Genomic DNA, 12,849 nt, shown 5'->3' with positions numbered 1-12,849 from the left:
GATGACCGAGGTTCACCACGGACTGGAGGGCGTCGTCGCCTTCGAGACTCAGATCGCGGAGCCGGACAAGGAAGGCTCGGCCCTTCGCTACCGCGGTGTCGACATCGAGGACCTCGTCGGCCGGGTGCCGTTCGAGAACGTCTGGGGCCTGCTCATCGACGGGAGCTACACGCCGGGCCTGCCGCCGGCCGAGCCGTTCTCGCTGCCGGTGCACACCGGCGACGTACGCGTCGACCTCCAGGCCGCGATCGCGATGCTCGCCCCGGCCTTCGGCATCCGCTACACCTACGACTCCACCCCCGAGAAGGTGCGCGAGGACCTCGCGCGCGCCGCGGTCATGGTGCTGGCGTACGCCGGCCAGTCCGCCCGCGACATCCACCAGCCCGTCGTCCCGCAGCGGCTGGTCGACGAGGGCAAGACGCTCGCGGAGAAGTTCCTGATCCGCTGGCGCGGTGAGGCCGACCCCAAGCACGCGCACGCGATCGACGCCTACTGGTCGTCGGCCGCCGAGCACGGCATGAACGCCTCGACGTTCACCGCCCGCGTGATCACCTCGACCGGCGCCGACGTCGCCGCCGCGCTGTCGGGCGCGATCGGCGCGATGAGCGGCCCGCTCCACGGCGGCGCCCCGTCGCGCGTGCTCGGCATGATCGAGGACGTCGAGAAGTCCGGCGACGCCTCCGCCTACGTGAAGGGCCTGCTCGACAAGGGCGAGCGGCTGATGGGCTTCGGCCACCGCGTCTACCGCGCCGAGGACCCCCGCGCGCGGGTGCTGCGCCGTACGGCGAAGGAGCTCGGCGCGCCGCGCTACGAGGTCGCCGAGGCGCTGGAGAAGGCCGCGCTCGAGGAGCTGCGCGCCCGCCGCCCCGACCGCGTGCTCGAGACCAACGTGGAGTTCTGGGCGGCCATCGTCCTCGACTTCGCCGACGTGCCGGCCCACATGTTCACGTCGATGTTCACCTGTGCCCGCACCGGTGGCTGGTCGGCCCACATCCTCGAGCAGGTCCGCACCGGCCGCCTGATCCGGCCGTCGGCGGTCTACGCCGGCCCCGCCTCGCGCCCGGCCGACTCGGTCGAGGGCTGGGACGCCGCCTGGGCGGGCTGAGCTCGACTGGCTGAGCTCGTCTCAGGTCGGAAGGGTCAACGCCCGGCGTACCAGGACGTGCGGCCGCGCGCGGCGCGCCGGGTGATCGAGATGTGCACGTGGTCGCGGTGCCGGAGCGTCGGCGAGCAGGTGCGGATCCGCCTGCACCCGGAGCTCTTGTAGCGCTCGGGGCTGAACGCGCGCCAGGCAGAGTAGATCCGGTCGTCCCAGATCACGTACATGACGCCCATCCGGCGGGCGCGGGCGTCGGCGTTGCCGGCCTCGTCCTCGGCGAACAGCCCGCGGAGGAACCGGTCGACCCGCTGCCTGTCCTTGCGGTTGGTCGCGCTGACCGTCCAGTCGAACGCCCGGCCCTCGTAGTGCTCCGACGTGCTGCCCTTGCTGCACGGGCGGCGCGAGATGCCCCCGAAGTCGCCGCCGTAGCGGCGCACGATCCAGCGCCCGAGCACCACCGTGCCCGGCTTGGGCTTCGGCGAGCAGCGGGTCGCCGGCTGGTAGGGGGCGTAGTCCTCGACCGGCTGCGCGTGGGCGGGCACGGCGACGAGCGCCGTCAGCAGCAGGGGGACGGCGACGATCAGCAGCAGGCGACGCATGGGCCGCCGATCGGCGGCCGGGCGCGGTTCCTGAGGACTCAGCCGCCGATGCGCTTGCCGAAGGTCCGGGACAGCTCGCTGCCGCAGTAGTGGCCGAACGCCGGGACCGGCACGTAGCCGGACGACTCGTAGAGCGCGATCGCCTCGGGCTGCTTGAGCCCCGTCTCGAGCACGAGGAGGTCGTGGCCGGCCGCGGCCGCCGTACGCTCCAGCTCGGCGAGGACCACGCGGGAGAGGCCCCGGCCGCGCTGCTCCGGCACGACGTACATGCGCTTGATCTCGGCTCCGGACGCACCGCCGAGCGCCCGCACGGGGGACTGCTTCCAGGCGCCGGTGGCGACCGGCACGCCGTCGACGTACCCGACGAGGAAAAGGCCGCTCGGCGGGTCGAAGTACGACTCCTCGATCGGGGACTCGTCGGGGCTGCCGTAGCGCTCGACGTACTCCCCCTGGACGCGCGCGACCAGGGCCACCGCGTCGGGGTGGGAGTAGCGGACCGGGCAGAGGGTGAGCCCGGGCGTGCTGGCGAGCGGGGTGCGGGTGGTGTCCATGGCTGATGCCGATTCAACATCGCCGTCACGCGGCTGTCACACTGGTTTCCGTATCGCACAGGCCCTGACAGCGTCGTCAGCCTCAGTTCCCCTCCTCTGAGAAGGTTGAACCATGACCGACGCGCTCCAGATCCCCGCCGACCTCAAGCCCGCCGACGGCCGCTTCGGCGCCGGTCCGTCGAAGATCCAGACCAGCCACCTCGACGCGCTGGCCGCGACCGGCTCGTCGCTGATGGGCACCTCGCACCGCCAGGCCCCGGTGAAGAACACCGTGGGCCGCGTGCGCGAGGGCCTCGCGGCGCTGTTCGACCTGCCCGAGGGCTACGAGGTCGTGCTCGGCAACGGCGGCGCCACCGCGTTCTGGGACATCGCGACGTTCGGCCTGATCGAGAAGAAGTCGCAGCACCTGTCGTTCGGCGAGTTCTCGTCGAAGTTCGCCAAGGCCGCCGAGCAGGCGCCGTGGCTGGAGGCTCCGTCGGTCATCAAGTCCGACCCGGGCTCGCGCCCGGACGCGGTCGGCGAGGCCGGCGTCGACGTCTACGCGTGGGCGCACAACGAGACCTCGACCGCCGTGATGGCGCCCGTCGTGCGGCCCGAGGGCGCCGACGAGGGCTCGCTGGTGATGGTCGACGCGACCTCGGGCGCCGGCGGCCTGCCGGTCGACCTCGCCCAGGTCGACGCCTACTACTTCGCGCCGCAGAAGTGCTTCGCCTCCGACGGCGGCCTCTGGATCGCGATCATGTCGCCCGCCGCGCTCGAGCGCGCCGCGCGGATCGCCGCGTCCGACCGCCACATCCCGGCGTTCTTCGACCTGCCGACCGCGATCGACAACTCCGCGAAGAACCAGACCTACAACACCCCGTCGGTGGCCACCCTCTTCCTGATGGCCGAGCAGCTGGACTGGATGAACAGCCAAGGCGGCATCAAGGGCATGGTCGAGCGCACCACCGAGTCGTCGAACGCCCTCTACGGCTGGGCCGAGCGCACGTCCTACACCACGCCGTACGTCGCGGACCCGTCGCACCGCTCACTCGTCATCGGCACGATCGACTTCAGCGACGAGATCGACGCCGCCGCGATCGCGAAGACGCTGCGCGCCAACGGCATCGTCGACACCGAGCCCTACCGCAAGCTGGGCCGCAACCAGCTGCGGATCGCGATGTACCCGGCCGTCGACCCGGCCGACGTCGAGGCGCTCACGAAGTGCATCGACTTCGTCGTCGAGAACGGCTGAGTCGACAACAGCAGACTGTGCCGAGCAGCGCGGGCCGCCTCTCATCGAGACGGCCCGCGCTGTCGTTCTGGACCGCTTGCCGTCCACGGCCTTACCTCGTCGACGCCACCGGCACCGGCGCCTCGACGCCGCAAGCTGACCGATGATTTCCGAGGCTCCGATCCGTCGAACTCCTCGTGGACCCCGAACGCGTCATCCCGGTCAACGGCGTCGAGCTCTGCGTGCAGGCCGCCGGCGACCCCGCCGATCCCGCTGTGCTCCTGATCGGGGGCATGTCGAGCTCGATGGACTGGTGGGAGGAGGGCTTCTGCGAGCGCCTCGCCTCCGGTGGCAGGTACGTCGTCCGCTACGACCTGCGGGACACCGGCCGCTCGACGACGTACCCGCCGGGGCGGCCGGGCTACACCGGCTCCGACCTGCGCGACGACGCCATCGCCCTGCTCGACGCGCTCGAGATCGGCGGCGCCCACGTCGTCGGCATCTCGATGGGCGCAGCGATCGGGCAGTGCCTCGCGATCGAGCACCCCGGTCGGGTCCGCACCCTGACCATGATGTCGACGACCGCGGCGCTCCCAGGGCTTCCCGACGGCCTGCCCGGGCCGGAGCCCGAGCTCGCCGCGTTCTTCGGGGCGGCCGCCGACCGGCCCGCACCGGACTGGACGGATCGCAGAGCAGTCGTCGACATGCTCGTCGAGGACCAGCGCGCGTTCATGCGCGGTGGCTTCGACGAGAGCCGCGTGCGGGCGATCGCCCAGCGCATCGTCGACCGCAGCACCGACGTCGCCGCCATGGTCAACCACGGCCTGCTCCACGAAGGTCGCGACGTGGCCGGCTCGGTCGCCGACATCGCCATCCCGACCCTGGTGGTGCACGGCACCGCTGACCCGATGTTCCCGCTCGCGCACGGCGAGGCGCTGGCGGAGGTGATTCCTTGCGCCGAGCTGCTGGCGCTCCCGGGCGTCGGGCACGAGCCGCCTCCGCCGGCGGACTGGGACCGCGTCGTGGCGTCCCTGCTCCAGCACACCGCGACCGTCAGCGGACGCTAGCGACTCGTAGGAGGCTCCTCACCGCGACGCATCACACCGACGCGCTCGACTCGACTGGCTGCGGCGGCGAGCCCGCCACTGGCGCGGGAGGCAGGTCCGCGAAGACGCGATGAGCCGCGGGCCAGCGCGTCAAGCCCGTCGCGGCCGCGATCCAGGATCGTGAGCGGCAGGGCTGCGAGTGCGTTGCCCGGCGGCCGGCGCGACACCACCGGATGCGGGCGGGTCGGGGCCGTCCGGCGTACCGCCTCCCACGCGGCACCGAGCGCTTGGAGGCGGCGCCCACCGACCGCCCCCTGAAGCCTTGGCAGAAGCATGTCCTCCTCGTCGCGAACGTCCTCCCGGAGCACTGCCGTCAGACGGTCGATCAGGACGGGCCGCTCCGGGCTGGCGGCGGGCAGCTGCTCGAGCGTGGTCCAGAGCTCGTTGACCTCCTGGTGCTCCTGCTCCACTCGGAGCGTGAGGACCTCACCGTCGGGCAGCGCCCGCCGGAGCACCGGCCACAGGACCGACTCCTCTGCGAAGGCGTGGGGGAAGACCAGTCGAGCGATGCGGTGGAGGATGCGCTCCTGCTCCACGCTCCTTCGCTCCGCTCCAGGCTGCACAGCAGGTGCTCGAGGCGCACGTGGTCGCGCTTCTGGCGGGTGAGGATGCTCAGCCGACCACCCATCTGGCGGGTGTCCTGCTGGGAGAGTGGTTGCATCCCGACTCGATACCCCCCGCGGATCGCGGCAGCCTCCCGTCGACCACCGGAGTCAAGCGGTCTTGATCAGCCGCATCGTCGCCCGCTCCAGCGCGAGCTGGCGCGCGTCGGTGTCGTCCTTGGGCGCGCGCCGCACGGCCGCCGCGATGGTGCGCCCCTCCTCGTAGGCGTCGATCACCCGCGGATCGACGTACGACGAGCGCGCCAAGGTGGGGGTGTTGCCGAGGTACTCGGCGACCTCGCGCATCGCTGCGGTCACCGCGCGCTTGCGCTTGGTCTTGCTCGCCTCCGGACCGGGCGCGTCGGCAAGGGCGGCGGCGGCGAGGACCGTCGCGTGCCAGGTGCGGAAGTCCTTGGCGGTGACGTCCATCCCGCTGGCCGCGCGCAGGTACTCGTTGACGTGGTCGGGCGTCAGCGAACGCCACCCGCGGCCCTCCCGGAAGGCGAGCAGCCTCCGGTCGGACGGCGTACGGCGCCGGCGCATCCGCTCCAGGGTCTCGACGGCGAGCTCGTCGTCGATCTCGATCCGGTGCTCGATGCCCGACTTGCCGGTGAACTCGAACACCATGGTGTCCCCGCTGCGCCGTACGTGCTGCCGCTCCAGGGTCGTCAGCCCGAACGAGCCGTGCTCCTCGGTGTAGACGTCGTTGCCGATCCGGAAGTAGCCCACGTCGAGCAGCCGTACGGCGAGCGCGCAGGCATGCGGGAGCGAGAGTCCCTCCTCGCGCAGGTCGGCGAGCACGTGCTCACGCACCCGCGGCAGTCGCTTCCCGAAGCGCAGCACCCGGTCGTACTTCAGCTCGGACCGCTTCTCGGTCCAGGCCGGGTGGTAGAGGTACTGCCGGCGTCCGGCATCGTCGGTGCCGACCGCCTGGAGGTGGCCGTTGGCGTGCGGACAGATCCACACCTCCTCCCACGCCGGCGGGATCACCAGCTTCACGCAGCGCTCGGTGTCCTCGGGGGCGAGCCGCTGGCCGGCCTGGTCGAGGTAGACGAACCCTCGCCCGGCGCGACGCCGGGTCCAGCCGGGCTGGTCCGGGGAGGTACGGCGCAGGCGCGGCATCAGAGCCGGGACACGATCAGGTCGTGGGCCGCGCGCCCGAAGGCCACCATCCGTGCGAGCTCGACGTCGGTCTCGGTGCCACGGAGGGTCTCGAGAGCGGCGTCGACGGCGTCCTCCTTCGGCCAGCCGTAGATGCCCGCGCTGACGAGCGGGAACGCCATCGTGCGGGCGCCGATCTCGTCGGCCACCTCGAGCGCGCGCCGGTAGCACGACGTCAGCAGCGTCCGATCGCGCTCCCCCGCCCTGTAGTTGGGCCCGACGACGTGGATGACCCACCGGGCCGGCATCTCCCCCGCTGTCGTCCAGCCGGCGTCGCCGGTGGCGAGGCCGTCGGGGAAGCGGCGCTTGCAGTCCTCGAGGACGGCCGGCCCACCGGCGCGGTGGATCGCGCCGTCGACACCACCGCCGCCGCGCATGCCGCGGTTGGCCGCGTTGACGACGGCGTCGACGTGTTGCTCGGTGATGTCGCCCTCGACGACCTCGATCTCCATGGCCTCAAGGTGCCCCACGGAGGGTCAGATCAGACGGAGACTCACCCGGCAGGTGTCGCCCTCGTCGAGCCCCTCGGCCGCGCGCACCGGCTTCTTGACCGGCAGCACGTAGGTCTCCTCCTCGCCGCTGGGGAAGAGCGAGGTGCGCCAGGTCTGCGAGCCGACCGTCACCTCGACCCGGACGCTGCCGAAGCCCTTGCCCGGGCCCGCGATCGCCTCGATCTCGTCGGCCATCTCGAACGGCAGCGAGACGAAGAACCACGAGCCGGGCTGTGCGTCGCGCGCCCGCCACTGCCACAGGGGCGCCTCGAAGTCGTAGGTCTCGCTCACCCGGTCATCGTGGCACCGGGCGCCGACACCACCAGGAGGTCACCCGGGAGGTCACCGTGGCCGCAGCGCCCGGACCAGCACGACCAGGATGACCACGAAGAACGCGCCGCCCAGCCACCACGGGTCGACGCCGATGCCCGGCTCGTCGTCCCGCGCCTCTCCCTCCGAGGCGGCGGCCGCGTCGGGCTCCTCGTCGCCCTCGGGCTCTTCTCCGCCCTCGCGCGACTCCGGCTCCTCACCCTCGAGCGCGTCCTCCAGCCCGTCGGGCAGCTCCACCTCGATGACGTCGGCGTGCTCGCCCTCGGAGCTCACGTACACCTTGCCGTCCTCGTCGACCGCGATCCCCTCGCCCTGCGGCTGGTCGGGCAGCTCGATCTCGCGGACCAGGTCCAGGCCCGGCCAGGTGTAGAACGCGGCCGACCCGTAGTCGCGCAGCACCACGTGGCGGCCGTCGGGGAAGAACGCCCCGTCGGTCGCGATGCTCATGACCTCACCGACGGGCTCCAGCCGGTTGCGCCCCTCCGACAGCTGCCGCGGGGCGGCGTACAAGGTGCCGATGAACTCCTTGGCCGCGACGAACACCTGCCCGGTGCGCGGGTGGACGAGCAGCGTCTCCGCGTCGTGGGCGCCGTCGGGGTAGACCAGCTCGTACGACGCCAGCGCGCCGCTGCGGTCGCCCTCGCCGGCCGGGACGCGGGTGATCGTGATCGACGACCGCTGCCCGAGGTTGTCGCCGATGTCGCCGACCCACACGTCGGTGCTCCGGGCGGCCGGCGCGAGCGCCTCGGTGTCGGCGGGATCGGCGTCCCAGGTGGTGTGGCCGACGGTCTCACCGTCGTCGTCGACGGTGAAGATCCGGGCGCCGTCGCCGGAGTCGTTGACCGTGACGAACTGGTCGTCGCGCACGACGAGCCCGCTCGACTCGATGATCTCCGGGTCGGCGAACGAGAACACCTTGTCGCCCTGGCGGTCGCGGTCGCCGTTGACGCCGACGACGGCGCCCACCACGAACGGCGCGACCAGCACGCTCCCGAGGACCGCGTGCACCACCCTCACTCCTCCCCCGTCTTCGGGGCGTCCAGCAGCTCGGCCAGGCGCGGGCGGATCCGCCAGCCCGCGACCAGCTCGTCGTACTCCCGCTGCGCGTCGCCGCTCCTGCCCCGTGCGCCCTGCCCACCGCGCACGGCCCGCAGCAGCGTGTTGCGCGGCGTGTGCTTGCTCTCGACGAACTCCACGACGTCGACACGGTAACCGCGGCCCCTGAGCAGCAGCGCGCGCAGGGCGTCGGTCAGGGTGTCGGCGAAACGCTCGCGGAGGATGCCGTCCTTCGTCAGGGAGGCGTACGGCGCCGGCGGCTCACCGGAGCGCAGCTGCGCGGCGATGTCGTGGTGGCAGCACGGCGCGGCGAGGACCAGCGGCGCGTCCCACGCGACGGCGCGGGCGAGCGCCTCGTCGGTCGCGGTGTCGCAGGCGTGCAGGGCGAGCACGACGTCGGGCGGCTGCGCGAGGTCCGCGCCGGCGATGGTGCCGACGACGAAGTCCGCATCCAGCCCGAGCTCGGCCGCCACCCGGGAGTTGTGCTCCCGCGACTGCTCCTTGACGTCGACGCCGGTGACCCGCACCGGCAGCCCGCGCTGCTCGCCGAGGTAGCGGGCGGCGCTGAACGTCAGGTAGCCGTTGCCGCAGCCCAGGTCGACGATGCGCAGCGGGTCGTCCGCGGTGGCCTTCCGCAACCGGCCGCCCTGCATCGCGTCGGTGATCGCGGCGTCCAGGATGCGCAGGAACTCCTCCACCTGGCGGTACTTCGCCTGCCGGGTCGGCTTGATCCGACCCTGCGCGTCGGTCATCCCGAGGGCGGCGAAGACCGGGTCGTCGGCCGGCAGCAGCCGCTCCTTCTCCCGGTCGTGCCCGCGGTCGGCGGCCACCGGCTCGGAGCGCTGCCGGGTGTGGGTGATCGCATCGAGCTTCTTCGTCACCCGCATCTGGTGCACCGCGGTCGTCGTCTCGACGTGCCAGTTGCCGAACGGCTCCGCCAGCACCGCGTCGGCCGCAGCGGCGGCGGCATCACCCTCGACGTGGTTGGCGACGTGGGCCTGCGTGGCGTCGTACGACGTCACCTGGAGGTGGCGTCCCGCCTTGAGGTCGACCCAGCGCATCTCCACCCGGCGCCACGCGGGCTGCATGCCCTTCCGGCGGCCGCCCGCGACCGCCCGCACCAGGCCGTCGGGGTCGAGCAGCAGCGACCGGACCCGGGCCAGGCCCTCGGACAGCGACTCGGTGGTGGAGCTCACTTCAGCACCGCCGCCACGACCACGATCAACAGCAGCGTCACCAGTGCCACCGGGATCACGAGTCGACGGTGGCGCGGGTTCACCCCGCCAACCTATCGGCCGCCAAGCTGCTCCGTAGAGTTGCCGCATGGTCCTCCGGCGCGAGTGGCAGGTCACCCAGCGTTCGTTGATCGACGCCTCGCCCGCGGCGGTCTGGGCCCGGGTCGTGACGCCGGAGGGCATCAACGACGAGATGCGGCCGGTGATGACGATGTCGATGCCTCGCGGGGCCGGTCACCTGACCATCGACGCGATCGTCGTCGGCGAGCCGATCGGGCGCGCCTGGCTCCGGCTGCTGGGCGTGCTCCCGTTCGACTACGACCGGCTCACCCTCACCCGCGTCGAGCCCGGCCGGCACTTCCGCGAGGAGTCGACGATGCTGAGCATGCGCCGCTGGGTCCATGAGCGCACGGTGACGCTCGCCGCCGACGGCACCGAGGTCGTCGACAACGTCACCCTCGGCCCACGGCTGCCGCTCCTGCTGGCCGGTCCCCTGCTCCGCCGGCTGGTCGGCGCGTTCTTCGCCCACCGCCACCGGCGCCTCGCCCGCCACTTCGCCGGCTGACGACGGGGCCGACCTCAACCGGCGGTGTCTGCCCCCGCCAGGAGCTCGGCGAGGTGGAGCGCCCGCACCCCGGCGAGGTCGTCGAGCTGCAACGCGCACGAGAACCCGTCCGCCAGCACCACCGCGCCCGGATCCGCCCCGAGCGCCGCCCGCACCGCCGGCAGCAAGTGGGCCTCCGCCACCGCCACCGACGCCTCGTAGTGCCCCTTCTCCACGCCCCAGTTCCCCGCCAGCCCGCAGCACCCGGCCACCGCCGTCACGGTCGCCCCGGCCCGCTCCAGCAGCTCCCGGTCGGCCGCCCACCCGATCACCGCATGGTGATGACAGTGCGGCTGCGCCACCACGGTCACCCCCGTCAGGTCAGGCACCGGCAGGTCGAGCGCAGCCACCACCTCGGCAATGGTCCGTACGTCGATCCCGGCCTCCCGCAGCGCGGCGGTGCACGACGGCTCCACGCCGAGCACCGGCGCCCCCGACTCCAGGTACGGCGCCAACACGTCCCGCGTCCGGCCAACGATCCTCCGGGCCGCATCCAGCTGCCCCGTCGAGTGCCAGGTCAGCCCGCAGCAAGCCGCCTCGTCAACCACTCCGACCTCGAGTCCGCACGACTCCAAGTAGCGGACAACGGCCACCCCCGGCCCGGTCCGGAAGTAGTCGGTAAAGGTGTCCGCCCACACCCACACGCGGCGACCGGAGGCGACCGCTGGGGCCGGCACGGTGCCGTCCGGGCGATTTCGCGACGACGCGCCGGCGCCCCGACCCGAGCGGCGAGCGAGCACCGAGCGCCGTCGCGCGGCGGAGCGAGCAAGCCCGGACGGTGCCGGGCCGGACCCAGCGGTCGCACCCGCCTCCCGCAACAGCCGCCGAAATCTGACGCCGGCCAGCTCAGGCAATGACCGCCGGGAATCGACTCCTGCCAAGGTCTTCACCAACGCCGCAAAGGGACGAATCCGCAGCGCACGATTGCCGAAGCCAGCGAGCGGAGCGCCCAGCCGAGCCCACCGCGGCAGCCACCCCAACGCATAGTGCGACCGCGGCCGCCGCCCCCGCCGATAGCGACGGTCGAGCACCTCCGCCTTGTAGGCCGCCATGTCCACACCCGTCGGGCAGTCCGACAGGCACCCCTTGCACGAGAGGCACAGGTCGAGCGCCTCGTCGACCGCCGGATCGGCAAGCCCACCCGCCAGTCCCCCGGTCACGGCCTCCTGCAGCACCCGCGCCCGCCCCCGCGTGGAGTCCTTCTCCGCCCCGGTCGCCAGGAAGGAAGGGCACATGACCCCACCCGTGGCAGGCGCCACGCACTTCCCGACGCCCGTGCACCGGTGCACCCCGGCCGACAGCGTCGCGAGCTCGCCGTGGGGCGCCCGCTCCGGCCGCAGGTCCGCGTCCAGCGGCGCCGGATCGACGAGGACACCCGGGTTGAGCAGCCCGTCCGGGTCGCAGGCGTGCTTGACCGCCCGGAACAGCGCGAGCGACGCATCGTCGTACATCAAGGGCAGCAGCTCCGACCGCGCCCGGCCGTCCCCGTGCTCGCCCGACAGCGAGCCGCCGTGCACCCGCAGGCGCGTCGCGCACGCGACGAGGAACTCCCGGAACCGCCCGCGCTCGGCGAAGTCGAAGTCGATCCGCACGTGCACGCAGCCGTCGCCGAAGTGCCCGTAGGGGACGCCGTCGAGACCGAACTCCCGCAGCAGTGCGTCGAAGTCCCGCAGCCAGGCTCCCAGCCGGTCCGGAGGGACCGCCGCGTCCTCCCAGCCGGAGTACGCCGGTCGGCCCAGGCTCCGCGCCGCCAGGCCGGCGCCGTCCTCGCGGATCCGCCACAGCGCCGCCGCCTCCGCCGCATGCGGCACCACACGTGAGTCGATCGCGCCCGAGGCTGCCACGAGACCGGCCACCCGGTCCCCGGCGACGGACGCCGGGACCTCGACGAACAGCCAGCCCGCGCCCCGCGGCAGCTCCGGCACGCCAGCGCCGCGCGCCCGCACCAGGTCGACGATGCGCGAGTCCAGGCCCTCGCACGCGACGAGCGGCCCGGTCGCGAGCAGCGCGGGCACCGCGTCTGCGGCCTCCACCATCGACGGGTAGCCGAGCACGAGCAGTGTGCGCGGCTCCTCCGGCGCCAGGCTGACGGTGAGCTCGCGCACCAGGCCGAGGGTGCCCTCCGAGCCCGCCAGGAACCGCGGCACCGACAGCCGCTCGGGCAGCAGGTGCTCGAGGGAGTAGCCGCTCACCTGCCGCGAGAACCGGCCGAACGTCGTCCGCACGTGACCGAGGTCCTGCGCCACCACGGCCGCCAGCCGCGCCTCGACCTCCCCCGACGCCGCCGCGCGGTCGCCCCACAGGACGTCCGCCGACAACACGGTGTCGGCGGTGCGGCCGTAGCCGAGCGCCCGCGACCCGCACGCGTTGTTGCCGAGCATCCCACCGATCGTGCACCGGGTGTGGGTCGAGGGGTCCGGCCCGTAGCGGAGGCCGTACGGCGCCGCCGCCCGCTGCAGCGAAGCGTGCACGACGCCGGGCTCGACCCGCGCCCAACGCTCCTCCGACGAGATCTCGAGCACCCGGTCGAGCCCACGCAGGTCGACGACGATGCCGGGCCCCACCGCGTTGCCCGCGATCGACGTACCCGCGCCACGGGGGGTGACCGTGGTCCCCGCCGAGGCGGCGACGTCGAGCACCGCCTCCAGGTCGTCCCGGTGCCGCGGCCGGGCGACGACGGCGGGCAGCACCCGGTAGAGCGACGCGTCCGAGGAGTACAGCGCGCGGTCGAGGTCGGACGCCGACGCGGGCACGCCGACCCGCTCGAGCGCCGCGACCACCTCCCTGCTCACGCGGCCCAAC

13 protein-coding genes are annotated in these 12,849 nt (G+C 73.1%); 4 read left to right on the top strand and 9 right to left on the bottom strand.

Going from position 1 to position 12,849, the window contains the following annotated elements:
* Position 1: 1 nt before the first annotated feature.
* Positions 2-1,105, top strand: coding sequence for a citrate synthase 2 (locus HNR19_RS02270; protein ID WP_179666361.1), 1,104 nt, complete (start codon positions 2-4; stop codon positions 1,103-1,105).
* A 35-nt stretch (positions 1,106-1,140) separates the two neighbouring features.
* Here the strand turns inward: HNR19_RS02270 and HNR19_RS02265 are convergent, their stop codons facing one another.
* Both HNR19_RS02265 and HNR19_RS02260 read right to left on the bottom strand, forming a co-directional pair.
* A complete protein-coding gene (locus HNR19_RS02265) occupies positions 1,141-1,698 on the bottom strand; it encodes a VldE C-terminal domain-containing protein (RefSeq protein ID WP_179666360.1) in 558 nt (185 codons plus the stop codon).
* Positions 1,699-1,736: 38 nt separating this feature from the next.
* Positions 1,737-2,249 carry a GNAT family N-acetyltransferase gene (locus tag HNR19_RS02260; protein WP_179666359.1) on the bottom strand — a complete coding sequence of 171 codons (513 nt, stop codon included), beginning with the start codon at positions 2,247-2,249 and terminating at the stop codon, positions 1,737-1,739.
* 112 nt (positions 2,250-2,361) lie between these two features.
* Here HNR19_RS02260 and serC point away from each other — a divergent pair, with 112 nt between their 5' ends.
* Both serC and HNR19_RS02250 read left to right on the top strand, forming a co-directional pair.
* Complete coding sequence (serC, locus tag HNR19_RS02255; RefSeq protein WP_179666358.1) at positions 2,362-3,483, top strand: phosphoserine transaminase; 1,122 nt, start codon at positions 2,362-2,364, stop codon at positions 3,481-3,483.
* 176 nt (positions 3,484-3,659) lie between these two features.
* Positions 3,660-4,529, top strand: coding sequence for an alpha/beta fold hydrolase (locus HNR19_RS02250; protein WP_179666357.1), 870 nt, complete (start codon positions 3,660-3,662; stop codon positions 4,527-4,529).
* On the opposite strand, the gene HNR19_RS02245 is transcribed toward HNR19_RS02250, so the two are convergent.
* The 6 genes from HNR19_RS02245 to HNR19_RS02220 form a co-directional block, all read right to left on the bottom strand.
* The gene (locus HNR19_RS02245) at positions 4,526-5,104 is read right to left on the bottom strand and encodes a hemerythrin domain-containing protein (protein WP_218910122.1); all 579 of its coding nucleotides are present in this window, start codon (positions 5,102-5,104) and stop codon (positions 4,526-4,528) included. The two genes, HNR19_RS02250 and HNR19_RS02245, sit on opposite strands and share 4 nt — an antisense overlap.
* Positions 5,105-5,281: 177 nt before the next feature.
* Positions 5,282-6,292 carry a DNA topoisomerase IB gene (locus tag HNR19_RS02240; RefSeq protein ID WP_179666356.1) on the bottom strand — a complete coding sequence of 337 codons (1,011 nt, stop codon included), beginning with the start codon at positions 6,290-6,292 and terminating at the stop codon, positions 5,282-5,284.
* The gene (locus HNR19_RS02235) at positions 6,292-6,783 is read right to left on the bottom strand and encodes an O-acetyl-ADP-ribose deacetylase (RefSeq protein ID WP_179666355.1); all 492 of its coding nucleotides are present in this window, start codon (positions 6,781-6,783) and stop codon (positions 6,292-6,294) included. Before HNR19_RS02235 ends, HNR19_RS02240 begins: the two co-directional genes overlap by 1 nt.
* A gap of 24 nt (positions 6,784-6,807) precedes the next feature.
* The gene (locus HNR19_RS02230) at positions 6,808-7,113 is read right to left on the bottom strand and encodes a DUF1905 domain-containing protein (RefSeq protein ID WP_179666354.1); all 306 of its coding nucleotides are present in this window, start codon (positions 7,111-7,113) and stop codon (positions 6,808-6,810) included.
* A 51-nt stretch (positions 7,114-7,164) separates the two neighbouring features.
* Positions 7,165-8,160 carry a hypothetical protein gene (locus HNR19_RS02225; protein ID WP_179666353.1) on the bottom strand — a complete coding sequence of 332 codons (996 nt, stop codon included), beginning with the start codon at positions 8,158-8,160 and terminating at the stop codon, positions 7,165-7,167.
* A gap of 5 nt (positions 8,161-8,165) precedes the next feature.
* Positions 8,166-9,404, bottom strand: coding sequence for a class I SAM-dependent methyltransferase (locus HNR19_RS02220; RefSeq protein WP_343047013.1), 1,239 nt, complete (start codon positions 9,402-9,404; stop codon positions 8,166-8,168).
* 127 nt (positions 9,405-9,531) lie between these two features.
* On the opposite strand from HNR19_RS02220, the gene HNR19_RS02215 reads away from it, so the two are divergent.
* The gene (locus tag HNR19_RS02215) at positions 9,532-10,008 is read left to right on the top strand and encodes an SRPBCC family protein (protein WP_179666351.1); all 477 of its coding nucleotides are present in this window, start codon (positions 9,532-9,534) and stop codon (positions 10,006-10,008) included.
* 14 nt (positions 10,009-10,022) lie between these two features.
* Here the strand turns inward: HNR19_RS02215 and HNR19_RS02210 are convergent, their stop codons facing one another.
* Positions 10,023-12,839, bottom strand: coding sequence for an FAD-binding and (Fe-S)-binding domain-containing protein (locus HNR19_RS02210; RefSeq protein WP_343047012.1), 2,817 nt, complete (start codon positions 12,837-12,839; stop codon positions 10,023-10,025).
* Between the last annotated feature and the right edge of the window lie 10 nt (positions 12,840-12,849).

Origin of the sequence: Nocardioides thalensis (assembly GCF_013410655.1) — a bacterium.
Classification (GTDB): Bacteria; Actinomycetota; Actinomycetes; order Propionibacteriales; family Nocardioidaceae; genus Nocardioides; species Nocardioides thalensis.
Note: the sequence above shows the minus strand (reverse complement) of the source record. Positions and strands in the feature narration are given on the sequence as shown.

What these genes read in the sequence shown, in the direction of transcription:
- HNR19_RS02270 (WP_179666361.1), top strand. Translation starts at nt 2, where the DNA reads ATGACCGAGGTTCACCACGGACTGGAGGGCGTCGTCGCCTTCGAGACT.
- serC (WP_179666358.1), top strand. Translation starts at nt 2,362, where the DNA reads ATGACCGACGCGCTCCAGATCCCCGCCGACCTCAAGCCCGCCGACGGC.
- HNR19_RS02240 (WP_179666356.1), bottom strand. Translation starts at nt 6,292, where the DNA reads ATGCCGCGCCTGCGCCGTACCTCCCCGGACCAGCCCGGCTGGACCCGG.
- HNR19_RS02265 (WP_179666360.1), bottom strand. Translation starts at nt 1,698, where the DNA reads ATGCGTCGCCTGCTGCTGATCGTCGCCGTCCCCCTGCTGCTGACGGCG.
- HNR19_RS02235 (WP_179666355.1), bottom strand. Translation starts at nt 6,783, where the DNA reads ATGGAGATCGAGGTCGTCGAGGGCGACATCACCGAGCAACACGTCGAC.
- HNR19_RS02260 (WP_179666359.1), bottom strand. Translation starts at nt 2,249, where the DNA reads ATGGACACCACCCGCACCCCGCTCGCCAGCACGCCCGGGCTCACCCTC.
- HNR19_RS02215 (WP_179666351.1), top strand. Translation starts at nt 9,532, where the DNA reads ATGGTCCTCCGGCGCGAGTGGCAGGTCACCCAGCGTTCGTTGATCGAC.